Origin of the sequence: Azohydromonas lata (assembly GCF_034427735.1) — a bacterium.
In the GTDB taxonomy this organism is placed as follows: domain Bacteria; phylum Pseudomonadota; class Gammaproteobacteria; order Burkholderiales; family Burkholderiaceae_C; genus Azohydromonas; species Azohydromonas lata.
The window spans coordinates 233,451-257,720 of the sequence record NZ_JAXOJX010000002.1 but is presented as its reverse complement, the minus strand read 5'-3'; the positions used below and the strand labels follow the sequence as shown (position 1 = coordinate 257,720).

The window sequence follows — 24,270 nt, the reverse complement described above, 5'->3', positions numbered from 1 at the left end:
TCAACCCGGCATGCGCAAATCCAGCGTGAACGGGAACTCCAGGCTGGGCCGCGCCGGCGAGACCTGCATGCGGCCCGGCGTGTGCTCCAGCTTGAAGAAGCGGGCCAGGCGGCGGCTCTCGGCCTCGTAGGCGTTGACCGGGAAGGTCGAGTAGTTGCGCCCGCCCGGATGCGCCACGTGGTAGCGGCAACCGCCCACGGAGCGCGAGGCCCAGCGGTCCACGAGGTCGAAGGTCAGCGGCGCGTGCACGCCAATAGTCGGGTGCAGTGCCGACGGCGGCTGCCACGCGCGGTAGCGCACGCCGCAGACGAACTCGCCCACGCGCCCCGTGGGCTGCAGCGGCAGCGCGCGGCCGTTGACGGTGACGACGTGCCGGTTGCCGTTGAGCCCCGTGACCTTGACCTCCAGCCGCTCCAGCGACGAGTCCACGTAGCGCACCGTGCCGCCGGCGAAGCCCTCCTCGCCCATGACATGCCAGGGCTCCAGCGCCGTGCGCAGCTCCAGCTCCATGCCCTGCGTGGCCATGGCGCCGATGACGGGGAAGCGGAACTCGAAGTGCGGCCCAAACCAGGCGCCGTCGAAGGCCAGGCCCGCGCCGCGCAGGTCGGCCAGCACGTCCTCGAAGTCCATGCGCACGAAGGTCGGCAGCGTGAAGCGGTCGTGCAGCGCCGTGCCCCAGCGCGTGAGCCGCGTGTCGCCGCGGCCGCGGTAGGGCTCGCGCCAGAACCACGCCACCAGCGCGCGCAGCAGCAGTTGCTGCGCCAGGCTCATGCGCGCATGCGGCGGCATCTCGAACGCGCGCAACTCCAGCAGGCCCAGCCGGCCGGTTGGGCCGTCCGGCGAATAGAGCTTGTCTATGCAGAACTCGGCCCGGTGCGTGTTGCCGGTGACGTCGATCAGCAGGTTGCGGAACAGGCGGTCCACCAGCCACGGCGGCACGCCCGCCGGGCCGGCGTTCTGGCGCTCCAGCTCGGCCAGGGCGATCTCGATTTCATAGACCTGGTCGTCGCGCGCCTCGTCGAAGCGCGGCGCCTGGCTGGTGGGGCCAATGAAGAGGCCGCTGAACAAATAGCTCAGGCTGGGGTGGTTGTGCCAGTAGGTCAGCAGGCTGGCGAGCAGGTCCGGCCGGCGCAGGAAGGGGCTGTCCGCTGGCGTGGCGCCGCCCAGCACCAGGTGGTTGCCGCCACCGGTGCCGGTGTGGCGGCCGTCCAGCATGAACTTCTCGGTGGACAGCCGGCTGTGGTGCGCCGCGTCGTAGAGGAATTCGGTGTGGGCGACCAGGTCGTCCCAGCGCTCGGCCGGGTGGATGTTCACTTCGATCACGCCCGGGTCCGGCGTGACCTGCAGGATCTTCAAACGCGGGTCGCGCGGGGCGCCGTAGCCCTCCAGCACGATGCGCACGCCCAGCTCCTTGGCCGTGGCCTCGACGTGGCCCAGCAGCTCCAGGTAGTGCTCCAGGTGCTGCAGCGGCGGCATGAAGATGTAAATGGCCCCCGTGGTGGCCTTGGACGCCACCTCGGCCTTGGGCCCGTTGGCCCGCGCCGGGTCACGCACTTCCACGCACAGCGCCGTGCGCGTGATCCAGCCGGCCGACTCCTGCCGCCCCGGCATGCCGTGCTGCGCGGAGGCCGAAGTGGCGGCAAAGCCGCCGTCCGCCCCCAGCACGCCCGTGCCCTGCCCCAGGCCATCGCCGCCGCCACCGCTGCCGCCGGCAGCGCCGCCCCCCATGCCGCCCGCGGCGGCCAGGCCGGCGTCCTGCACGTCGCCGGGCCAGGGCTGGCCTTGCAGCGCGACCACGCCGCCCTCGGCCCAACCGGCGCCGCTGCGGTGCGCGTCATAGCCGGGCTGGTGCGGATGGGGTTGCGCCAGCGGCGCCGACGCCGCCCCGCTTGCGGGCAAAGGCCCGCGCGCCGCGAAGGGGTCAGGCATGAAGTCCTGCTGCTTGTCCTCTTCGGAGGCCCAGGGCAGCGAGTCCAGCGGCAACCGGAAACCCATGGGCGAGTCGCCGGGCAGCAGGTACAGCCGCTCATCGCGCAGGAACCACGGGCCGCTGGCCCAGCCGGCGCTCTCGCGCTTGACGGGCAGCGCGTAGCCGGTGACGGCATCCAGACCCTTGGCGAAGACGCGGCGCAGGCGCACGCGCTCCAGCTCGTCGTCCAGCTTGGAGTCCAGGGGATCGACGTTCACCGGCAGCCGGCGCTCGCGCCACAAGTGGTACCAGGCGTCCTCGAAGCCAGGCATGACGTGGGCGGCGTTGACCGCCAGCCGCGACGCCAGCCGCGTGATGAAGCGCTGCGCGTCGTCGGCCGTGTAGGGCTGCGGCTCGCGCTCGTCGGCAAACAGCAAGGGGTCGTTCCACGCCGGCTGGCCGTCGGCGCGCCAGGCGATGGTCATGGCCCAGCGCGGCAGTTGCTCGCCCGGATACCACTTGCCCTGGCCAAAGTGCAGGAAGCCACCGCGCCCGTACTCGCCGTGCAGCCGGTGCAGCAGCTCGATGGCACGGCCGCGCTTGGTGGGGCCCATGGCGTCGGTGTTCCACTCGGCGCCGTCGCGGTCGTCCACGGAGACGAAGGTGGGCTCGCCACCCATGGTCAGCCGCACGTCCTGCGCCTGCAGTTGCTCATCCACCCGGCGGCCCAGCTCGACCAGGCCGCTCCACTGCTCCTCGGTGTAGGGCTTGGTGACACGAGGCGACTCGTGGACGCGGGTGAGCGCCATGAGGTGCTCGAACTCCACCTCGCACTTGTCCACCGCGCCGGAGACGGGCGCCGCCGTCGAGGGCTCGGGCGTGCAGGCCACGGGAATGTGGCCTTCGCCAGCCAGCAGCCCCGACGTCGGGTCCAGGCCGATCCAGCCCGCGCCGGGCAGGAAGACCTCGCACCAGGCGTGCAGGTCGGTGAAGTCGGTCTCGGCGCCCGAGGGGCCGTCCAGCGACTTCACGTCCGGGACGAGCTGGATCAAGTAGCCGGAGACGAAGCGCGCCGCCAGGCCCAGGCGGCGCAGCACCTGCACCAGCAGCCAGGCCGAGTCGCGGCAGGAGCCGCTGCGCTTTTCCAGCGTCTCTTCCGGCGTCTGCACGCCGGGCTCCAGGCGAATGAGGTAGCCCACCTCCTCCTGCACGCGCTGGTTGAGCGCGACCAGGAAGTTCACCGTGGGCTGCGGTTCGCGGGAAATGCTTTCCACGAAGGCGTCCAGCCTGGGGCTGGACTCCAGCGTCTTGAGGTAGGGCACGAGGTCCGGCTTGGCCTCGGCCGCGTACTCGAAGGGAAACTTCTCGGCCTGCGGCTCCAGGAAGAAGTCGAAGGGGTTGTAGACCGACATCTCGGCCACGAGATCGACCGTGACCTTGAACTCCGTCGTGGTTTCCGGGAACACCAGGCGGGCGATGTAGTTGGCAAACGGGTCCTGCTGCCAGTTGATGAAGTGCTCGGCGGGCTCGACCCGCAAGGAGTAGCTCAGGATCGGCGTACGGCAGTGCGGCGCGGGGCGCAGGCGCACCAGCTGCGGCGACAAGCCCACGCGGCGGTCGTAGCGGTAGTGCGTGACGTGGTGCAGCGCGACATGGATGGACACGACGGCGTTCCCTCTCGTATGGCTAGGAAGAGTTGATTCTGAATTCTCGCACCCGGGTTATTCCGGAGCGGTGGCCGTTGGGCGGTTGCCTCGTCCAGGGCCGGGAGGGTTGCACTAGCTCAAACCGTGCCGCCAGTAGCGCGGACGCAGCAGGCGCTCGCAACTGGACTGACCATCGCGCCAGCGCCAGGCGCCGCAGTCCGGTGTCTGCACCATTTCGATGCCCCGATCGCGCAGCCGCTGCACCACGTCGGGGGCCGGGTGCCCAAAGCGGTTGTGGTGCCCGGCCTGGACGATGGCCACTTCCGGCGCCACGGCGTCCAGGAAAGCCGGCGAAGAGGAACCCCCGCTGCCGTGGTGCGGCACCAGCAGCAGCGCGCTGCGCAGCGCCGCGGCGTCGGCCGCCACCAGCGCGGCTTCCTGCGCCGCACCGATGTCGCCGGAGAGCAGCAGGCGGCGGCCGGCCGCGTCCGTCACCTGCAGCACGCAGCTCAGGGCATTGGGCCGAGCGTTGGCGACGGCGTAGTCCGATGCGCGGGGGTGCAGCACGGCAAAGCGCACCCCGTCGCGCTCCCAGCGCTGGCCGGCCTCGCAGCGCTGGTGAGCCACGCCCACGGCCAGCAGTGCATGACCCGCTTCCAGCGAGCTGCGCAGCTCGCCCACGGGCAGCGCACGCAGCAGCGAGGCGGCACCGCCGGCGTGGTCCATGTCGCGATGGCTGATGACGAGCGTGTCCACCTGGCGCTCGCCCAACGCCTGCAGCAGCGGGACGAGCACGCGCTCGCCCGCGTCGCGCCCCGGGCCGTAGCGCGGGCCGCTGTCGTAGACCAGCACCGACGCGTGCGTGCGCACCAGCACCGCATTGCCCTGGCCCACGTCCGCCGCCACCACTTCGAAGAAGCCCGGCGCCGGCCTTGACGGCGGCGGCAGCGCCACCGGCAGCAGCAGCGGCACGGCCAGCAGCCGCAGCCGCCACGGCAGCGGCGCCACCGCCAGTACCCCGGCCAGCAGCGCCGCCCACTGCGCCCACCCCGGCGCCACGCCTGTGATCCATACCGCGCCCGGCAAGCCCACCAGCCACGCCAACACGGCGTTGAGGGCCAACAGCAGCACCGCCGCCACGCTCCACAGCGGCGCCCAAAGCACGCCCAGCAGCGCCAGCGGCGTGACGGCCAGTGTCACCAGCGGAATGGCCACCAGGTTGGCCAGCAGCCCAACCACCGAGAACTGCTGAAAGAGCAGCAGCGTCAGCGGCGCCAGGCCGACCGTGGCCACGAGTTGCGTGCGCACCGCGCCGCGCAGCAGCGCCAGGGCACGCCGTGCCGGGCCTGGCGGCGCATCGGCATCGATATCGACACGGGCCACCGCCGCGGGCTGCGCCGGCTCCGAGACCATGAGCAGCCCAACAGCGGCAAAGGACAGCCAGAACCCGGCCTGCAACAGCGCCCACGGGTCCAGCGCGCTCACCACCACGGCCGCCGCACCCAACACCAGCGGCCAGGGCCAGCGGGCCCCGAGCAGGTGCAGCAGCGCCGCACAGCCCAGCATCCACACCGTGCGCTGCGACGGCACGCCCCAGCCGGCCAGCAGCGCATAGGCCGCGGCCAGCAGCACGCCCAAGGCGCGCGCGGCCCACGGCGTGGGCAGCCACAGGCACAGGGCGGCGCTGCGCCGCCACAGCGCGCCCACGGCCTGCGCCGCCAGCCACGCGAACATCGTGATGTGCAGCCCGCTGATGGCCATGAGGTGCGCCGTGCCGGAGGCGCGATACAGCGACCAGTCGGCCCGCTCTATGGCGGCCTGGTCGCCCACGGCCAGCGCGGCGAGCACGCCGGCAGCGCGTGGGTTGCTCACCTGCGCGGCAATGGCCTCGCGCACCGACTGGCGCGCGCGCTCCACGTCGCAGCACTGGCCCTCGGCCAACAACCTCGGCTGTGCGGGCTCCCCGCGCACGCTGCCCGTGGCGCGCAACCCGCGCTCGAACAGCCAGAGCTCGCCGTCGAAGCCATGCGGGTTGAGCAGCGCATGCGGCGCCTGCAGCCGCGCCCACAGCCGCCAGCGCTGGCCGGCACGCAGCTCCACCCCGGGCGAGGACAGCGCCGGCTCGTCCGGGCCGCTGCGGCTCCAGGACAGCGACACGCGCGAAGGCACCGCCGCCGGGGCGCCATCCGGCGTACGCGCGCCCTCCACCGCCAGGACGAAGCGCAAGCCCTCGGCGCTGTCCTGCGGCAGCTCCGCCACCACGCCGGTGAGCTCCACCGCCTGGCGCTCCAGCGCGGGCGGCAACGCGTCGGCCAGCCGCGCGCGGGCCTGCAGGCCGGCATTGGCCGCACCCAGCGCCGCGGCACCGCCCAGCGCCAGCGCCATGAAGAGCAGCCGCCAGCGGCCCACCAGCCGCGAGCTGCGCGCCCAGCGCCACGAGAGCCATAAAAGGGGCGCGCCCAGCAGCAGCGCCGCGTCCACCACCGGCGCCCACAGCCGCGGCTGCTGCAGTTGCCAGGCCGTGCCCAGCAGCCACGCCAGCGCCAGGGCGAGCAAGCTCAACCCCTGCGTGGGGGCTGAATGGGGCGGTGTAGGATGCCGCGCCCCGTCTGTACCAGACCTTCCGGAGCTATCCCCCGACATGTCCACCGTTCAAGACCGTCTGAATGCCCTAGGTATCACGCTGCCTCCCGTGGCCGTGCCCGCTGCCGCCTACGTGCCCTTCGTGCAAAGCGGCAAGCTCGTTTTTCTCTCAGGTCACATCGCCAAGAAAGATGGCAAGCCCTGGGTGGGCCAGTTGGGCGCGACCATGGGCACGGAAGAAGGCTCCGCCGCCGCGCGCGCCGTGGCCATTGACTTGTTGGGGACGCTGCAGGCGGCCGTGGGCGACCTCTCCCGCGTGGCGCGCATCGTCAAGGTGCTCAGCCTGGTCAACAGCACCGGCAGCTACACCGAGCAGCACCTGGTGACCAACGGCTGTTCGCAACTGTTGGGCGAGGTGTTCGGCGCTGAAGTGGGCGCGCATGCGCGCAGCGCCTTCGGCGTGGCCCAGCTCCCGCTGGGTGCCTGCGTGGAAATCGAGCTTATCGCCGAAGTGCAATGAACCTGAACCTGGCGCAGCCGGCCTCCGTGCGCCGGGATCCGCTGCCGGCGCTCATCGCGCTGGTCTGCTTCGCGGCCATAGGCGCCGCGCTGGTGTCGCAGCACGTCTTCGACATGCAGCCCTGCCCCTGGTGCGTGCTGCAGCGGCTGGTCTTTGCGCTCATAGGCATAGCAGGACTGGCCGCTTGGGCGGCCAATGCCCTGGCGCTGCGCCGCGTGGCGCTGGCGCTGGTGCTGCCGCTGTCGCTCGCGGGCATGGCCGCAGCGCTGTGGCAGCACTTCGTGGCGGCGGCCTCCTCGTCGTGCAACCTCACGTTGGCCGACAAGATCCTGGCCCAACTCGGCCTGGACGCCAGCCTCCCGGAAATCTTCCAGCCCCGCGCCAGCTGTGCCGACGCGGCGACGAACCTGTTGGGCGTGCCCTACGAGTTCTGGAGCCTGGCGCTGTTCGTCCTGTTGGGCGTGGCCGCCGCCTTCGGCTTACGCCGAGCGCTCCGCTGACGCGTCCGCGTCGTCCTTGCGGCGACGCAGCCGCCGCGCCAGCGGCAGCAGCACGGCACCGGCGGCAAACATCGCGTAAGTCGCCGGCTCGGGCACGGCTGCAGCCGGCGAGCTCAGCGCGCTGGCCGGCACGAGATTCGACGTCAGCGTATAGCCCGCACCCAGCGCACCGGTCGTCCCGGTGATCAGGTAATAGTATTTCTTGCGGCCGTCGATGTGCTCGAAACTGAAGGTCATCGGACCCTTGGTCGCGTCGCCGGTGAACGAGCCCAGATACTTATCGGGCCCGTAATAATCGCCGTAAAAATCGACCTTCAGATTGCCGATCGTGCCCTTGTTCAGGGTAAACGTCGCCTGCACACCCGTGTTGCCGCTTTGGGCCGGCGTCAGGATATAGCGTGCGTCGTCCACGAAACTGATGTTCTTGCCGATATTCCTGACCAGAGTTTCACTCGGGTCATGCAAATCCCAAACGGCATCAATGGCGTGTGCCGAGGGAAGGAATACTGCGGCAGCTACCAGTGCGATAGCGCGTGACTTCATTTGACTGTTCCTTGGTGAAAACAGGGTTTCAAGGATGCCTATTCGGCTGCCGGAATTTGATTCGAGCGGCTCCTAGGGTCAACCCCGCAGACGCATAACGCATATGAGCGCTGCGAATTTGCAATAGCTTTCATGAATTTACAAATACTGTCATGCGCTGACGACTGAGTTTGTATAGGCACATCACAAATCCCACAAAAAGATACGTCCATCGAGCTCTGCAAAGCTGCAATGGATTCAGCCAAGGCCTCCGTCATTTCAGTCAGACAGTCGCACCGTCAATTTCAAAGACGGCTTACGCGATATTGGGTTCGAATTTGAATCACCCCCCTTATTGCCACGTGGAGTTTCGACGGCCACCCCCTTGAGCCTGACGGGGAACGCACGCCAATTGCCCGATTGCCCGTCCGCTCGTTCGCTTGCACCGTCCCCTTTGGCCTGCCCTTCAGGCGCAGGCGCCGCGTTCATGCCCAAGCGCCCTGCCCAAGCACATGCGTTCCCGCATGAATGCCAACTCCAACCGCCGTCCGTGGGTTCGGCCCGTCGGGCAGACCTCCCCTGAACACAGGATTGGCATAGCCACCTATAATTAAGCACATTAAATGCTTAATGACGTTTAGTCATATTCAAATTCAAGTGGCGGAAGATAGCGTCCTCGTCGAAACCAGCGTGCAGCAGCTCAATGCGAGGCGGCGGCGTGCGGTCGAGCTGCGCCTTGAAGGCCGTTCGCTGCCGCAGATTCGCGCTGAAACGGGCCTGAGCGCGCCCACGGTGATTGCTGCGCACAAGGCCTTCCTGGCCGGCGGCTGGGGCGCCGTGGCCGTGCGCGGCCGTGGCCGCCAGCATGGGGAAGGCCGTGCGCTGACTGCACAACAGGAGCAGGCCCTGCGCCGCCTGGTGCTGGCGCAAATGCCGCAGGAGGTGCAGCTCGACACGCCGTTGTGGCAGCGTGAGGCCTTGGGCCAATGGGTAGAGCGCGAGCTAGGCGTCACGCTGGGCGAGCGCACCGTGACCCGCTACCTGGAACGCTGGGGCCTGCGCCTGCTGGGCCTGCAGGAAGCCGCCACGACGGACGAAGCCCGTCAGTGGCTGGAGCAGGCGCTGCCGCGGCACGTGCGCCAGGCGCGCCAGCAGCGCGCCACTCTTTTCTGGTGCGGCGAGCTGCGTGTGGGCGAGCACGGCAGTGCAGCGGCCCGCGTGCTGGCCGCGCTGAGCCTGCGCGGCAGCCTGGTGTGGCTGCCTTTTGGCGACAGCACAGCCGCCATCCATGCCGATTTCCTGCGCCGCCTGCAGCAGGTAGCCGGCGGCCCCGTGCTGGCGCTGCTGCACGGCATAGACCTGGACAGCCCCGCAGGCGCCGCGCTGCGCGGGCCCCTGGCCGCCGACGGCGTGACGCTGCAACCCTGCCCGCTGGCGCTGCGCTCGGTGCTGCCGGCCAGCGCCACGCCCGCAGCCGCTGCGGCGCCGGCCAAAACGGCCAGGCCGCGCGTGCTGCAGGCACCGCCGCGGGCACTGGAGCCGGCTGAGCGGCCCGCGCCACGCGCGCTGCCGCCCGCGCCGCCCGCTCCCATCCTCAGTGCCCCGGCATCGGCTCATAAGCCAGCCCCCGCCCCCTGGCGCCCGGCCACGCCGGCCGTGGCCCCGCAGCCCCTTAACCCCTCAGCCGCCGCGCGAGCCGCGGCCTTCCCCTCCCTCAAGAGAGAGCAGCCCATGAAACTGACCCATCTGCAACGCTTGGAGGCCGAGAGCATCCACATCATGCGCGAGGTGGTCGCGGAAGCCGACAAGCCGGTGATGCTGTATTCCATCGGCAAGGACAGCGCGGTCATGCTGCACCTGGCCAAGAAGGCCTTCTATCCCGCCCCGCCGCCCTTCCCGCTGCTGCACGTGGACACCACCTGGAAGTTCCGCGACATGTACGCCATGCGCGAGCGCATGGCGCGCGAGCTGGGCATGGATCTGCTGGTGCACCAGAATCCCGAAGCCAAGCAGATGGGCATCAACCCCTTCGACCACGGCTCGCAGATCCACACCGACATGTGGAAGACGCAGGGCCTGAAGCAGGCGCTGGACCACTACGGCTTTGACGCCGCCTTCGGCGGTGCGCGCCGCGACGAGGAAAAGAGCCGCGCCAAGGAACGCATCTTCAGCTTCCGCACCGCGCAGCACCGCTGGGACCCGAAGACCCAGCGCCCCGAGCTGTGGAAGCTTTACAACGCGCGCAAGCACAAGGGCGAGTCCATCCGCGTGTTCCCGCTGTCCAACTGGACCGAGCTGGACATCTGGCAGTACATCTACCTGGAAAACATCCCCATCGTCCCGCTGTACATGGCCAAGGAGCGCCCCGTGGTGGAGCGCGACGGCACGCTGATCATGGTGGACGACGAGCGCTTCCCCCTGAAGCCCGGCGAGGTCCCCATGATGCGCAAGGTGCGCTTCCGCACCCTGGGCTGCTACCCGCTCACCGGCGCCATCGAGTCCGAAGCCGACACGCTGCCGGCCATCATCCAGGAGATGCTGCTGGCGCGCACCTCCGAGCGCCAGGGCCGCGTCATCGACCACGACGCCTCCGCCTCCATGGAAAAGAAGAAGCAGGAGGGCTACTTCTGAGCCACTGCGCCGCGCCCCGCGTTGCGCGCGCATCCGCTCAAGAGCCTCCCTCCCAACGACCCAGGACACACACACCATGGCCCACGTTTCCGACCTCATTGCCGAAGACATCGAGCAGTACCTGAAGCAGCACGAGCACAAGAGCCTGCTGCGCTTCATCACCTGCGGCAGCGTCGATGACGGCAAGAGCACCGTCATCGGACGGCTGCTGTACGAATCCAAGATGCTGTTCGAGGACCAGCTCGCCGCCATCGAGGCCGACTCGCGCAAGTGGGGCACGCAAGGCGGCGAGATCGACTTTGCCCTGCTCGTGGACGGCCTGGCCGCCGAGCGCGAGCAAGGCATCACCATCGACGTCGCCTACCGCTTCTTCAGCACCGACCGGCGCAAATTCATCGTGGCCGACACCCCGGGCCACGAGCAGTACACGCGCAACATGATCACCGGCGCCTCCACGGCCGACGTGGCGGTCATCCTCATCGACGCGCGCAAGGGCGTGCTCACGCAGACCCGCCGCCACAGCTACCTGGTGAGCCTCATCGGAATCAAGAAGGTGGTGCTGGCCATCAACAAGATGGACTTGGTGGGCTACTCCGAGCAGACCTTCCGCGACATCGAGGAGCAGTACCGCGCATTCGCGCGCCAGATCGGCCTGACCGACATCACCGCCATTCCGCTGTCGGCCCTGCGCGGCGACAACATGCTGCAGCACAGCGACAGCACGCCTTGGTACCACGGCCCAACCCTCATGGGCTACCTGGAGACCGTGGAGATCGAGGAGACGCAGCAGCAGGCCAGCGACTTCCGGCTGCCCGTGCAGTGGGTCAACCGCCCCAACCTGGATTTCCGCGGCTTCACCGGCACCATCGCCGCCGGCATGATCCGCCCCGACGACCGCGTGCGCGTGCTGCCCAGCGGGCGCGAAAGCCGCGTGGCGCGCATCGTCACCGCCGACGGCGACTTGTCGCAGGCCGTGGCCGGCCAGTCCATCACACTGACCCTGGCCGACGAGGTGGACGTTTCGCGCGGCGACGTGATCTGCAAGGCCGAGGCGCCCGCTGAAGTGGCCGACCAGTTCGAGTGCACCGTGGTGTGGATGGCCGAGGAGCCCCTGCTCCCGGGCCGCCCCTACCTGCTCAAGCTGGGCACCAGCACCGTCAGCGCCACCATCACCGAGCCCAAGTACAAGGTCAACGTCAACACGATGGAGCACCTGGCGGCCAAGAAGCTGGAGCTCAACGAGATCGGCGTGTGCAACCTGGCGCTGGACCGCCCCATCCCGTTCGACGCCTACGGCACCAACCGCGAGACGGGTGGCTTCATCCTCATCGACCGCATGACCAACTCCACGGTCGGTGCGGGCATGCTGCACTTCGCGCTGCGCCGCGCTCACAACATCCACCTGCAGCCGGTGGACGTGAACAAGGAAGCGCGTGCCGCCCAAAAGGGCCAGAAGCCCGCCGTGCTGTGGTTCACGGGCCTCTCCGGCGCCGGCAAGTCCACCATCGCCAACCTGGTGGAGAAGAAGCTGCACGCCCTGGGCCGCCACACCTACTTGCTGGACGGCGACAACGTGCGCCATGGCCTGAACAAGGACCTGGGCTTCACCGAGGCCGACCGCGTGGAGAACATCCGCCGCGTGGCTGAAGTGGCGCGGCTCATGGTGGATGCGGGCCTGATCGTCATGACCGCCTTCATCTCGCCCTTCCGCGCCGAGCGGCAGCTTGCGCGCAGCCTCATGGCCGAGGGCGAGTTCGTGGAGATCCACGTCGACACCCCGCTGGAAGTGGCCGAGGAGCGCGACGTCAAGGGCCTGTACAAGAAGGCCCGCCGTGGCGAGTTGCTCAACTTCACCGGCATAGACAGCCCCTACGAGCCGCCCGCAGCGCCGGAGCTGCGCGTGGACACCATGTACAACACCGCCGACCAAGCCGCCGACCAGGTCATCCGCAAGCTGCGCGAGCTGGGCTTTATCGTCTAAGACCCGATGCCTCCACCAGGCCGTGCAAGGCGGCCTGGGCTGACCAAGCCGCCGCCGCTCGTCAAGGAGCTGCGGCGGCTTTTTTCATGGAGTTTCAAATAGCCGGCCAGCCTTCTACGGGAATATCCAAACCGTTTCGGTTGCTCTCGATTTCGCGATCTGAAAATTTGTCACTGTCAATGTTGAAGAAAGTGACAGACATTTCCACACTTAAATAACCACTCACCCTCGCCAAGAGCACCAAAAACCTCACCCGGTATTGGGCGGTACGTGGTTAAGGGTAAATAAGGCTTGAAATGGACGCGTCACAGGAAATTACACCGATACTCCTCCCATGTCAGGACGCGCCATGAAGCCTACTACCTTTTTACTGATTATCTGCGGCGTATTACTTAATGCAGCCGCGCAGCTTTTTCTCAAAAACGGTACGCGCCAATTGGGCGTCATTGGGCTGGACGGCCCGCACAGCCCTGTGCAATTGGCTTTCACCGTAGGTACACAACCCTGGATAGTCGGAGGTCTGGCCTGTTATGTGGTGAGCGTGGTGCTGTGGATCGCGGCCCTGTCGCGGGTGGACGTGATGGTGGCCTATCCCATGCTTTCCATTGGGTATGTCGTGAATGCGTTCATTGCCTGGCAATTCATGGGCGAGGCGCTCACGGCCCAACGCCTGCTGGGCATTGGCGTGATCGTCATCGGCGTGGTCATTCTTTCCCGTGGCTGAAGAGTCAGGCATGCACATTCTCCTCACCGGGGCCGCCGGATTTCTGGGCCGATATTGCGCACGCCGCCTGCGTGAAGCGGGCCATGTGGTGACCACTACCGATTTGCACGGCGATGTCGACTTGCGCGGCGATCTGGCCGACGAGGAATTTTCTCGCCGCCTGCCTCCGGTTGAAGCCGTGGTTCACGCCGCAGCGGTTCAATATGTGTCACCCAATTTGCCGCTGATCTCTCGCAAATCCTGGTTCCACCACAACAACGTCAAAGCCACCCGCTGCCTCATACAGCGTTACGCCGGCAGCGACGTGCATTTCGTCAATATCGGCACCAGCATGATGTATGCGCAAAACGGTGCCCCCCAATATGGGCCGGACAGCGAAATGAAGGGCCAGGGCGTCTACAGCATTTCCAAGCTGCAGGCGCAGCGCCTGGTGGAGCAAGGCATGCCGCGCTGGGCCACGGTGATTCCCTGCATCATCGGTGGCCCGGGCCGCGAAGGTCTGTTTCGCAATTTCGTTCGCGCCATTGCCCGCGGCCGCCCGGTCACCGTGCCGGGCAAGGCCGCTCATCCGGTGGCCATGGTCCATGTGGAAGACGTGGCCCGCCTGGTGGAATGCGTGATTCGCCGCAATGCCACGGGTTTCTACAACGCTGCGGCGCCGCGGCCCCTGTCCATCAACGACTGGGTGCGTGAAATCGAGGACGAAATCAACGCCCCCCCGGCGCGCATGCTGCATTTGCCCTTGAAACCGCTGCAATTCATCGCCGCGCTCAGCGGCTGGCGCCTGTTGGCCCGCGAGCAGGCGCTGATGCTGGAATGGCCGCACGTGCTGGATATTGACCGCTCGCTGGCCCTGGGCTGGCAGCCCCGCCACGACAACGCGCGCATCGCCCGCGATATTGCCCGCCATATTTATAGCAGCGAATTCGAGCCAGCCCGCGCAGGAGCACGCCATTAAAGCCGCCATGAATGCCGCACCGCAGGTGGAAGTGCCGCCCCTGCCGCTGTACGTCGATCTCGACGGCACGCTCATCGCCACCGATTTGCTGCATGAATCACTGCTGCGGCTGCTCAAGGGCCGCCCTGCCAGCCTGGTGCAAATGCCGGGCTGGCTATCCCGCGGCAAGGCGGCCTTCAAGCAGGAAATTGCCCAGCGGGTGGAATTAGACGTCACCACGCTGCCCTACCGCGACGAGGTGCTGGAATTCATACGCGAAGCCCGCGCCCAGGGCCGCCGCGTGGTATTGGCCACCGCTTCGGACGAGAAATTCGCCCACGACGTGGCCCGCCATTTGGGCCTGTTCGACGCGGTATTGGCCTCGAACGGCCAGCGCAATTTGAGCGGCACTCGCAAGCTCGAAGCCATTCAGGCCGATGCCCGCCGCCACGACAGCAATGACGGCGGAGAATTCGCCTACGCTGGCGACCGGCCCGTGGATATTCCCATCTGGCGTGAAACCGCGCATGCCGTGCTGGTGACGAATTCACGATCGTTGGAATCGTCGGCGCGCGAGGCGGCACCGGTGACCACCGTCATTCACACGCCGCGAGCCCGCCTCTGGGACGTGTTATATGGCCTGCGCCTGCACCAGTGGCTGAAGAATCTCCTGATTGCTTTGCCGCTGCTACCCATATTGCCTGCGGTCTCCCACATGCCATTGGACGTGCTCATGCGCGTGCCGCTGGCCATGCTGGCTTTTTCATTGATGGCGTCCTCCATTTACGTCGTCAATGATCTGTTCGATCTGGAAGCCGACCGACGCCACGCACGCAAGCGCCACCGGCCTTTTGCCAGCGGCCTGATTTCCATTCCGGCCGCGGCCGGCATGAGCGCCGTGCTGTTCGCCGGCTCGCTGATATTGTCGGCCACCCTGCTGCCTGCCAAATTCACGCTGTGCCTGTTGGTCTACTTGGCACTGACCCTGTCCTATTCGCTGCGACTGAAACGCCGCGCCGTGGTGGACGTGTGTGTGCTGGCGGGGCTGTATACCCTGCGCATCGTGGCTGGCGCCGCGGCCCTGAGCGTACCGATTTCACTGTGGATATTCAGTTTCTCGGTATTTTTATTCCTCAGCCTGGCATTTGCCAAGCGCTACGTTGAAATTGCCACGACCTTGCCTTCGGACACGGCGGCGCTTCGCTCGCGCGGCTATCTGATTGGCGACCAGACTTTTGTGCTGGCCGCCGGCGCTGCGGCCGGCCAACTGGCGGTGGTGGTACTGCTGCTGTATTTAAACGACCCGCTCACGGCACAGCGCTTCAGCCATCCGCAATACCTGTGGATACTGGGACCGCTGTTGCTGTTCTGGCTGCTGCGGCTGTGGCTGAAGGCCAACCGCCGCCGCTTGCACGATGACCCCGTGGTATTCGCGGCACGCGATTGGGTCAGCCGCCTCATCGTCATCATCACGGTGGCGCTCATCTGGCTGGCCACCTGAGAGCTGCCATGAATTCTCCTCGTCAGCAATTGGGCATGAGAAGTTACACCGGGCCGGCGCGTTGGCCGAGTGAAAAGAAACTTGCCACCCCGGTCATTCTGGCCATGCTGGTTCTGATGCCCATGCTGTTCGGAGACCGGCAGGGTTTCGAAGGCGACGGACTGGCCATGCTGTTCGGCATGAATCAGTTCGAAATATTGGGCCGCGCTGGAGTTTACAGATACCACTGGCAGCCGCTGTCCTATGAATTACTGGCAGCCATTGCACCTTGGTTGAACAAGCCTTTTGCTCTCACTTATGTAGCCCAGGGCTTGGGCGGTGCAGGCCTGGCCTTGTTGTATTTGCTGCTGGCGCGCATGTTGAAGGCCGCGCCTTATGCGCGCTGCATGGCGCTGGTATTGACGCTGAGCGTTTCTGAGCTGTGGGTGACCACGCTGTATTTCAATACCACGGCGCTGGCTTTGCCGTTCGTCATCGGCGCGCTGCTGGCCATGCACATGGGCTGCACACCGAAAATCAGGCCCGGACTGATGTGCTTATCCGGTGCCTTGATGGCGACCGGCTGCCTGTTCCGGCTGGATTTCGCGGTATTCGTGCCGGTTCTGCTGGTGCTGCCCAGATTTTGGGCGGTGCAATCCAGGCTGCGTCTGTTCCTGCTGTTTGCCGCCGGAGGCCTGGCAACGGTGGGCATTTTCCTGGCTTGGCAACCGCATTTCATTCCGGACGCGGCCGCGATTCTGCAGCGCTACGGCGAGGGCGAATTCGAGGTCACCATGATGTACCGGGTGAAGATCGTCCTGTTCGCCCTAGGTCCCGCGCTGGTGGTCCTTCCAGTGCTGTGGTGGACGACACGGCCGTGGAAAGCCGCTTACGCTGACCAATCCTTCGACAAGACCTGGTTGCTGTATTGGCTGGCCTTGCTGCCCACGCTGGTGCCGCTGCGCAACCTTTATTCCGGAAAATACCTGGTGCCCTTTTTCCTGGGCTTGGTGCTGGCCGTGGCCCAAGCGGTGGCACGGAACTGCCGCACCACCAAAACCACGTCCATTCAGTTGTCCGCTCATGGCCGGCAGCAATTGGGCGTGGTGGTCGCCACTGCCAGCCTGGCGGCACTGGCCCTGATTGGCGTGCCGACGGCGGAGGCGCTCAAAAAAAACCCCTTGACCGCTTGGGCCGCCGACCCGCTGGTCGTGGGCACGCATGACGGTGCCCGTTCCGCCGGCGCATACATCAGCTATTTGAAGCAGATGGACAGCTTTGAATTGCCGCAGAGCAGCGTGCGCTTCTACAAACAACTGTCCGAGGTGGTGGGCCAATGCCACCATGATTTGACGGTGGTGATGTCCCCGGTGGAGAAATACGGCAACAACGAATGGAGCTGGGGCTGGTTGCCGCTGTATTTGATGCAGCAGGACTGGCGATTGGCGGAATACCGCGCCGGCCAATTCGCCCGCCTGGAACAAGCCTCCACGGGCCACCAGGTGCGCATCGTAGGTCACGAGCAAGGCGCGCCTGCGGGCGAGCGGCATGTGCTGGATATGTCGCTCATCGGATTGCGCGAGGATTACGCCTTTTGGACGGACGCGGAGCATTGGATTCAAAACCCCGCGACGCGGGCGGTCTGCGACAATCCGCAATAAATTCCAACGCCAAACAAAAACGGACCGATGACGAATCGGTCCGTTTTTTCATGAGGCCATGAGGCCACGAACGCAGCCATTCAACCGCCTCGCCTCACCTGCTTGTGGTTCAAATTTTCATCACGCGGCCTCGCGCGTCACGGAAACCGGCGACACCGGATTTTCCACCACACCGTTTTCCGAGACTTTGCGCCCTGCAATACGCACCACACGGGCGGGAATGCCGACGACGGTGGCGTCGTCTGGCACGTCCTTCACCACCACGGCATTGGCGCCAATGCGGGCACGGTTACCGACGCGAATGGGGCCGATGATCTTGGCGCCAGCGCCTATTTGCACGTCGTCGCCTATCGTCGCACCGCCACCCTTGCCACCGGCAATGGTGACTTGGTGGCGGATTTTGCAGCGGGCGCCGATTTTGACCCGCTTGCCCATCATGATACCTTGGCGGTGCCCGAACGAAACGCCCGGTCCAATTTCCACCTGGTACGGAATCGAGGAGTGAAAGAACATGCGCAAGGTCAATTCCACCAGCTTGGGCAGCACGGGAATGCGCTTTTTGTAGAGGTAGTGCGACAAGTAGTAGAGTTTTTCCATACCGGCACTCCTTTCATTGAACTGAGAATTTCACCCTGGGCGCCGAAATTCAACGCGCGGGTTGCATTTTGAAGGAACCTGTCCCGGCAGCAGCCGCGGATTCCATCCAGCCCGCCGGCATGGCACCCTCGCCCACAATGCCGGCCAGTTGACGGATGCTGGGCGCATAATACGCCTGCAGTTTGTCCCGTATAACCGGCGACATGGGCGCGTAGCCCTGGCGGGCCTGGTTGAACTTCTTGTACAAATTGACCAGTGAATGCTTCAACTCTGGGCGCGCACGCAGTACCGGCTCCAGCATGCGGTTGACTTTCAAGGCATGGCGGTGCAGACCTTCGAATCGACTGGAGAAGGTAACGTTGGCGGCCTTGAAGGTATAGTCATCGAAGTAATGCGGATTGATATTCAGAAAGCCGCAGAGCTTTTGCATGAAGCCACGTTCGTCGCCCTGCAAATCCTCATAAAACATGATTTGTATGCGCGAGGCCGGAATGCGCTGCAGGAAAGGCTCCAAATGCTGGGCGTAACGGCCGAAATCCAGCACCTGCAAAAACCAGCGGCCTACGCCCAAAGACTCCGGTGTGGCTCCGCGGTCGAATTGAAGGCATTTTTCCACGTAGTCCTCGAAGCTCAAATCGGCCGGCAATTCGAGCTTGGATTTGTGGAAGTTGTAGCTGGAATAAAGCCGGTCCACGGGGTGGCGCAGGATGAACAGCAATTTCACGTCGCTGAGCATGGCCGCCATGCGCGGCGCCACGGTGGCGGATTCACCCAGGTAGCCGGGCGAGGCTTCCATCACCACGCGCGTGCCCGGCTTGCAGTGGGCGAAGTGGGCGCCGTAGGTCTCGCGGGCGCGGACGGGGTCGGCGCAGTCGTTGTGGCGAAAAAAGTCGGTTTCCTTGACCTTGGAGCCGCAGACCTCGGGATGGGTCAGCAGGTAAGTGAAAACCGAGGTGGTGCCGGCTTTTTCGGTGCCGCCGATGATGAAGTTGGGCACGGTCGTCATGGACGCTCCAATGTCTTGCTGTGATTGGTTTGGGCGCGACGGCGACGCCCAGGATCGCGACGGGTGCGGCCTCAATACCGGTTGACGCGGTCCTGCGTCACGGCCTCGCGGGCGCGCATGAAAAAGGCCTGCACGCCGGCCACGCGGCGCAGGCCCTGCAAATGCGAGCGCGACATGCGGGCCCAGTCCATCCATTTGAGACTGGCGAGTTTCCAGGAGGCAGGGTCGGCGTCGCCCATCAACTCCACCGGATAACCGGCCTCGAACAGCATGCGGCCGGCCACGGATTCAAGCTGCCGAATCTGGTCACCGGTGAAATATTTACGCCAACGCTGGGAATTGGGCACCATGGCGCCGGCCTGCGCACGATCGGAATTGGGGTCAAAATAGCGCATGTTGGATTTGAGCACCGCCGGCATAAATGGAATCTGCAGGAAATGGCAAACCTCGCGCATCCTCTGCTCAGGATTGCTGGTCAAATCCTCGTATTTCACTTCCATGTAGCGGTCGGGACCCAGTTTCAGACCCTGCTCGCGGCCGAAGGCGACCGCCTTTTTCCAGCGCCACACGGAGCGCAGAGGCGACAAGCCCCAGCGGCGGTGGAAGGACTGGGCACAGTCACGCCCGTCGCGCAGCACGTGCAGAAAGCGCGCGCCAGGGAAGGCGCGGGCCATAAGGGCCAGGTGCTGTACGTACATGGGCGTCTTGTCGCCCCAGTGCTGCTTGCCCATTCGATGGGCCATGTGCAGGTAGACGGCGGCGATGGCATCGCCCGCAGTGGCGGCACTTGAATACTCAACCTCCGGCAGAACGACAGGCTGATTGCCATTTTCCCGCCAGAAGGCCTTACCACGGCTTAATTCCTGCACCAGCGCGCTGCAATTCCCATTCGAAATGGGGCCCATCGCGCCGTATTTGTGTAGCAAACTGGGCAGCACCCGGGTTTCCCGGGGAAACATATACAAATCGGGATGATGACCCAGGGAATCAGCCAGCATGGTGGTGCCTGACCCATTGACGCCGACCACAAATACCGGTCCGGGGGATGATTTCATGTCAAGCCTTTACGCGTTCAATATGGACCAGGGCACGCAGCCAGTTGGACAGCCGACCCTTCAGGATATTGGACATGATGATGAATTCACTTTCACGCAAGGGCTTGCAGAAATACAAAGCCCCCACGGTGAATACGCCCAGCGTACTCAGGGCAATCCAGGGGCCGAAGGCAGTGTGCAAACCGGTAGCCAATAGCACGGCGATGGCCATGGAAATCGAGATGCGCAGCATGGCGCGCAGGTCGTAGGCCAGGTGGATGCCCTGGCGGCGCAGCCACCACAGGGCGAAGGCGTTCTTGAACCCGTGGGTGATGGCGATGCCGGCGGCCACGCCTTCCAGCCCCCAGCGGCTGCCCAGCACCACGCCCACGGGCACCAGCAGGAAGAGCACGCTTTGCGTGCGCAGTTCGCGCGTCACGCCGTAGAGCTGCATGCACAGCGACACGTTCTGGCCCTGCGTGGTGGCGCCCAGGCCCAGGAGCATGAGGAACATAATCCAGCCCGTGTCGGTGAAGCGGCCGCCGCTGGCGTGGGCCATGAGTGCCTCGCCGCTCACGCCCACCGCTGCCAGCCACACCACCAGCATGATGAGGTTGGCCTTCCACAGCAGCTCCAGCACGCCCAGCACTGTGGCGTGGTCGCCGCGGGCGTGTCGCGCGGCCAGCACCGGCCGCACCACGCTGGCCAGCACCTGCGCGGGCATGTAGCGCCCGGCCATGAGCAGCAACTGCTGGATGAACGCAAACATGCCTGCCACCTCCAGCCCCAGGAAGCGAGCCACCAGCAACCGCAGCGCGCCGATGCTGGCCGTGGCCTGCAGCAGATTCACGCCGGCCATGTGCCAGGAAAAGGAGAAGACTTCGCGGAAATCCACGGGCGCGGGTTCGCCTTCGGGTATCTCCATGACCTTGCCGCGCAGGACGATGAGCGAGGCCAGCATGAACAGCAGCGCGATACCGGCGTCAAACAGCAGCAGCATGGACAGGTTGAGCTTGCCCAGCACCAGCAGGCCCAGCACCGCGGCGGCGCGCACGATCGGCATGGCCGCATGCAGCAGCTGCGACCACTTCTGCTCCAGCAGCGACTCCAGCATTTCGCTGACGAAGCGGAAGGCCGGCACGCTGCAGATCACGGCAATGGCGCCGGCAGCAGCCAGCGGCTCGCCCAGGTCGCCCTTCTCCACGCCCACGAACTTCATGGCCTGCGGCCACAGCAGCGCCAGGCCCAGCGCCCACAACAGCAGCAGGCCCAGGCGCACCAGGACCACGCCGCGCACGAAGGGCATGACGGCCTGGCGCGAGCCCGTCTGCGCCAGCATGGGCAGGTAGCGGCGGCTGGCTTCGAGCAGGCCAAAGGAGCTCAGCGGCACCATCAGCTCCACCATGCCCCAGATGGCCATGTAGGCGCCGTAGTCGTGCGCAGAGAGCACGCGCACCAGCAGCAGCGTCAACAGCAGGAACGTGACCGCCTGCGCGCCGCGGCCGACGATGAAGTACAGCAGCGCCTTGCGTATGCGCGCGGCCGAGTAGCGGCCGCCGTGGTGATGCTTGCCCTGTGCCATCAGCCGGCGGCTCCCTGCGCCACGAGGCGGCGATAGGCGGCGTCCACCTGTTGGGCGATGACGTCGTAAGTGCGATGCTCGCGCACCCACTTGGGCCCGCGCGAGGCCATGGCTTGGGCCTGCTGCGGCTCGTCGAGCAGGCGGCAGATCTCGGCGGCGAAGGCATCCTCGTCCCAGGCCACGACGCGCCCGGCGCCGCTTTGCTCCAGCACCAGCGACTGCTCGGGGTGCTCGTTGGCCACCACGCACTTGGCCATGGCCAGGTACTCGATGAGCTTGGTGGGCGACGTGGACTGCAGCACCGGGATGGGCGCGAAGGGCGAGATGCACACGTCAGCCCGCTGCACCCATTCCCAGGCCTGCTCCATGGGCAGGAAGCCGGTGACGGTGACGGCCTCGCGCAGGCCCAGGCGGTCGATTTCGTCCTCCAGCGCCTGGCGGTCGGCCGGGGCCTGTCCCTCGCCCACGAAGGCCAGCGTGGCGCGCGGGTAGCGCTGGCGCACCCGCTGCAGCACGCGCAGCAGGAACTCAGGGCTGCGTATGCGCAGGATGATGCCCAGGTGCAGCAGCAGCGGCGCCTCGGTGGAAGGCGGCTTGGCGTCAGCCGGCTCGCCCACCTTGTCCGCACGTATGCCCATGGGCACGGGCGAAACGCGCTGCGGGTCCACGCCGCGGGCCACCACGTCCTGCTTCATACGCTCGCTCTGGACAAAGACATGGTCGGCGGCGGGCAGGATGCCGTGGTAAAGCGAGGCCATCATCAGCCGCGCCTTGAGTTTCAAGAGCCAGCGGTAGCGGGCACGCGGGTTCTGGGCGAGCTGCAGCTTGGACTCGGCCAGCGGGTAGGACATCCAGAATACGAAACGCGCCCCGGTGAGCTTGGCTGCCAGTGCCGCCACCAGCCCGGCAAAGAACTTGTCGCGCACCTGTATGACGTGGTATTGGCCGCCGCGGGCCAGCCGCAGGATGCGCAGGTCGTTGAGCAGGCCCTTGAAGTTGCGGGACAGCCGCCCAAGAAAGCCGGAGCCGGCCTCATTGCGCGCCAGAAAGACGCGGCTGCCCAGCCACTGCGTTTCGCTGCCCAACCCCGGCTGGGGTTTGTTCACGTCCATGACCCAGTCGATGGTGTAGCCGCGCGACACGAGCTGGCGGGCGAAAAGCTCGACGACGTCCACGCGGTAGGGCGGGAAGGTGTCCTCGGTGATGTAAAGCAACTTGAGCATGGCGGCTGTCGGGATCTCGCTTGGGAGACGCGGCAAGGTCAGCGGTAGCCCAGCGCGGCGTTCATGGGACCGCCGCGGCCGTTGAAGTAGGAGAGCTCGGCGGGCTGCAAGTCCTTGCGCCAGCGCTCGTCCAGGGCGATGCCCTTGTTGGGCGCGAAGCGCGTGGCGTTGCCGTTGACCATGTGGCGCGTCACACCGTCCAGCCGCAGCATGGATTCCTGGAAGTCCAGGCTGATGAAGTCACACAGCCGCTCGCCGGCGCGGCGCGGGTCGCTGGCGATGTCCTCGTACTTGAGCTGCATGCGGGCCTCGGGGGGCACGTGGCGCTCCAGCAGCGGCAGCGCGCGGCCGTAGTAGCTCAGCCAAGCGCGCACGCTTTCCTCGGGATCGCGGCCGCTGCTGCGGCGCGAGAGGTAGACGCCGCGCCCGTCGCGCGTGACCAGCAGGATGCGCACGGTCTTGGGGTGGCGCTGGTAGAGCTCCACCGCCTCGCGCACGTTCTTGGAGGAGTCGATGACCACGTCCTTGTCCCAGGCATCGGCCACGGCCTCGTAAAGACGCATCTTGTTGGTGAGGGCGTCGCGGTAGGCCGGGGGCACGGGCACCAGGGGGCGCGCTCCAGTGGGCACGAGGTCGCGCGCCGCCATCCAGCTCTTGCGCAGGCGCACCGCGGCCAGGAAAGATTTGGTTTGGTGCGCTTTGTCGATGTAGGTCCAGGCCACTGCGTCCCACAACCGAAAGCCGTAGGGCTGCTCGATGCTGAAGCCCCATCGCTCCAGCCGCCTGTACACCGCCTGCCAGTGCTCGCACTCGCGCAGCAGTGCGCCGCAGGAGCACTTCTCTCCCACCCGTAGAGCTTTGGCCAGGAAGTTGGACTCCCCCAGCGACGTGGCGCGCGGGTGACCGCCCAAAAACATGTCGGTCAGCGTCGAGCCGCAGCGCGCGGCCGAGCACACGTAAAGCACATTCATCGGGTCGCCTCAGAACGAATAACCAAACTGCTCGATGTCGCGCTGGTAGACCTGCTCCACCTTTTTGCGGCTGGCGGCGCTGTAATAGTCCCGGTAAGAACTGCGCTGGCTGGCATTGACCATGGGCAGGTCACAGGAGCGGCCCAATTGGTCGGTGATGTATTGAAAATCCTCACCCAGCCTTTCAAAGCGGCCTACAAAATCCATGCATTGTTGGCCCTGTCCGCTCACCACGAATTCCCATTGCGGTACAAAATGAATCTGGCCGTAGATGTTGCGCTGGTCCAGCCATTGCAAAGCAAACTCGTCAAAATTCTTGTAATGGCTCAGCACGGATTGCCCCCAGGCGGCGTCTCGCTTGTTAGCCCCACCCTGGGATAGAAAAGTGTAGGCGGAAACGATACGGTCCCAGGGATTGCGCACAAACGTGAATTTGAAATACTCGTTGAACGCCTGTGCGCCGAAAATGGCACGGTAGGCCCGCGCTGTCAAATGTCCGCCGCCCTTGCATTCAAACAAGGCTGTGCACAAGGAAATGCCCGCGGTCTTGGGAATGTGCACAAATATGCAGCGATTTTCATCGAATGGTGCCAGACAATAATCCTCGGCATCCGGCGTGGTGCGCAGGCGCCGCAGCGGGCCATTGGGCTTATAGGCCCGCAGCATCTGACGATAACCCCAAGGCACCGAGCGTTGGTAAATCGAATTGATCACGGCATGCATCTGGGCTCCTGGCGCTCCGGAATGGTTTTAAAGTATTTGG

The 24,270-nt window shown here is 65.9% G+C and carries 18 protein-coding genes and 1 pseudogene; 9 read left to right on the top strand and 10 right to left on the bottom strand.

What is annotated here, in order from left to right:
• Both SM757_RS03315 and SM757_RS03310 read right to left on the bottom strand, forming a co-directional pair.
• Window positions 1–3,573 (bottom strand): transglutaminase family protein, encoded by a 3,573-nt coding sequence (locus SM757_RS03315; protein ID WP_322464348.1) that lies wholly within the window; start codon window positions 3,571–3,573, stop codon window positions 1–3.
• Between the two features lie 114 nt (window positions 3,574–3,687).
• Window positions 3,688–6,117 (bottom strand): DNA internalization-related competence protein ComEC/Rec2, encoded by a 2,430-nt coding sequence (locus SM757_RS03310; protein WP_322464347.1) that lies wholly within the window; start codon window positions 6,115–6,117, stop codon window positions 3,688–3,690.
• 79 nt (window positions 6,118–6,196) lie between these two features.
• Between SM757_RS03310 and SM757_RS03305 the strand changes: the two genes are divergently transcribed.
• A complete protein-coding gene (locus tag SM757_RS03305) occupies window positions 6,197–6,658 on the top strand; it encodes a RidA family protein (protein ID WP_322464346.1) in 462 nt (153 codons plus the stop codon).
• Window positions 6,655–7,158 carry a disulfide bond formation protein B gene (locus tag SM757_RS03300; RefSeq protein ID WP_322464345.1) on the top strand — a complete coding sequence of 168 codons (504 nt, stop codon included), beginning with the start codon at window positions 6,655–6,657 and terminating at the stop codon, window positions 7,156–7,158. Before SM757_RS03305 ends, SM757_RS03300 begins: the two co-directional genes overlap by 4 nt.
• On the opposite strand, the gene SM757_RS03295 is transcribed toward SM757_RS03300, so the two are convergent.
• Window positions 7,138–7,701: a PEP-CTERM sorting domain-containing protein gene (locus tag SM757_RS03295; RefSeq protein ID WP_322464344.1), complete on the bottom strand. Its 564-nt coding sequence runs from the start codon at window positions 7,699–7,701 to the stop codon at window positions 7,138–7,140. The two genes, SM757_RS03300 and SM757_RS03295, sit on opposite strands and share 21 nt — an antisense overlap.
• A 609-nt stretch (window positions 7,702–8,310) precedes the next feature.
• Between SM757_RS03295 and SM757_RS03290 the strand changes: the two are divergent.
• From SM757_RS03290 to SM757_RS03260, 7 genes and pseudogenes are all read left to right on the top strand, one after another.
• A pseudogene (locus SM757_RS03290) lies at window positions 8,311–8,733 on the top strand (winged helix-turn-helix domain-containing protein); the annotation flags it as partial.
• Complete coding sequence (cysD, locus tag SM757_RS03285; protein ID WP_322464372.1) at window positions 8,710–10,311, top strand: sulfate adenylyltransferase subunit CysD; 1,602 nt, start codon at window positions 8,710–8,712, stop codon at window positions 10,309–10,311. The pseudogene SM757_RS03290 and the gene cysD, both read left to right, overlap by 24 nt.
• 76 nt (window positions 10,312–10,387) lie before the next feature.
• Window positions 10,388–12,292 (top strand): sulfate adenylyltransferase subunit CysN, encoded by a 1,905-nt coding sequence (gene cysN, locus SM757_RS03280; RefSeq protein ID WP_322464343.1) that lies wholly within the window; start codon window positions 10,388–10,390, stop codon window positions 12,290–12,292.
• Between the two features lie 349 nt (window positions 12,293–12,641).
• Window positions 12,642–13,016 carry an SMR family transporter gene (locus SM757_RS03275; RefSeq protein ID WP_066331875.1) on the top strand — a complete coding sequence of 125 codons (375 nt, stop codon included), beginning with the start codon at window positions 12,642–12,644 and terminating at the stop codon, window positions 13,014–13,016.
• A gap of 10 nt (window positions 13,017–13,026) precedes the next feature.
• Entirely contained in the window at window positions 13,027–13,974 is a 948-nt protein-coding gene (locus SM757_RS03270) for an NAD-dependent epimerase/dehydratase family protein (RefSeq protein WP_322464342.1), read from the top strand.
• 7 nt (window positions 13,975–13,981) lie between these two features.
• Entirely contained in the window at window positions 13,982–15,454 is a 1,473-nt protein-coding gene (locus tag SM757_RS03265; protein WP_322464341.1) for a UbiA family prenyltransferase, read from the top strand.
• Between the two features lie 8 nt (window positions 15,455–15,462).
• On the top strand, window positions 15,463–17,094 hold the full coding sequence (locus SM757_RS03260; protein ID WP_322464340.1) for a hypothetical protein: 1,632 nt from the start codon (window positions 15,463–15,465) through the stop codon (window positions 17,092–17,094).
• Window positions 17,095–17,214: 120 nt separating this feature from the next.
• On the opposite strand, the gene SM757_RS03255 is transcribed toward SM757_RS03260, so the two are convergent.
• From SM757_RS03255 to SM757_RS03225, 7 genes are all read right to left on the bottom strand, one after another.
• Entirely contained in the window at window positions 17,215–17,691 is a 477-nt protein-coding gene (locus SM757_RS03255) for a serine O-acetyltransferase (protein WP_084267158.1), read from the bottom strand.
• Between the two features lie 49 nt (window positions 17,692–17,740).
• Window positions 17,741–18,697: a sulfotransferase domain-containing protein gene (locus SM757_RS03250; protein ID WP_322464339.1), complete on the bottom strand. Its 957-nt coding sequence runs from the start codon at window positions 18,695–18,697 to the stop codon at window positions 17,741–17,743.
• A gap of 71 nt (window positions 18,698–18,768) precedes the next feature.
• Window positions 18,769–19,752 (bottom strand): sulfotransferase family protein, encoded by a 984-nt coding sequence (locus tag SM757_RS03245; protein WP_322464338.1) that lies wholly within the window; start codon window positions 19,750–19,752, stop codon window positions 18,769–18,771.
• A gap of 1 nt (window position 19,753) precedes the next feature.
• Window positions 19,754–21,313, bottom strand: a complete 1,560-nt coding sequence (locus SM757_RS03240) for a lipopolysaccharide biosynthesis protein (RefSeq protein ID WP_322464337.1) — start codon at window positions 21,311–21,313, stop codon at window positions 19,754–19,756.
• Entirely contained in the window at window positions 21,313–22,536 is a 1,224-nt protein-coding gene (locus SM757_RS03235; RefSeq protein WP_322464336.1) for a glycosyltransferase family 4 protein, read from the bottom strand. The genes SM757_RS03240 and SM757_RS03235 overlap by 1 nt, the downstream gene beginning before the upstream one ends.
• A gap of 38 nt (window positions 22,537–22,574) precedes the next feature.
• Window positions 22,575–23,507 carry a sulfotransferase gene (locus tag SM757_RS03230; RefSeq protein ID WP_322464335.1) on the bottom strand — a complete coding sequence of 311 codons (933 nt, stop codon included), beginning with the start codon at window positions 23,505–23,507 and terminating at the stop codon, window positions 22,575–22,577.
• Between the two features lie 9 nt (window positions 23,508–23,516).
• Window positions 23,517–24,230, bottom strand: a complete 714-nt coding sequence (locus SM757_RS03225; protein ID WP_322464334.1) for a sulfotransferase family 2 domain-containing protein — start codon at window positions 24,228–24,230, stop codon at window positions 23,517–23,519.
• Between the last annotated feature and the right edge of the window lie 40 nt (window positions 24,231–24,270).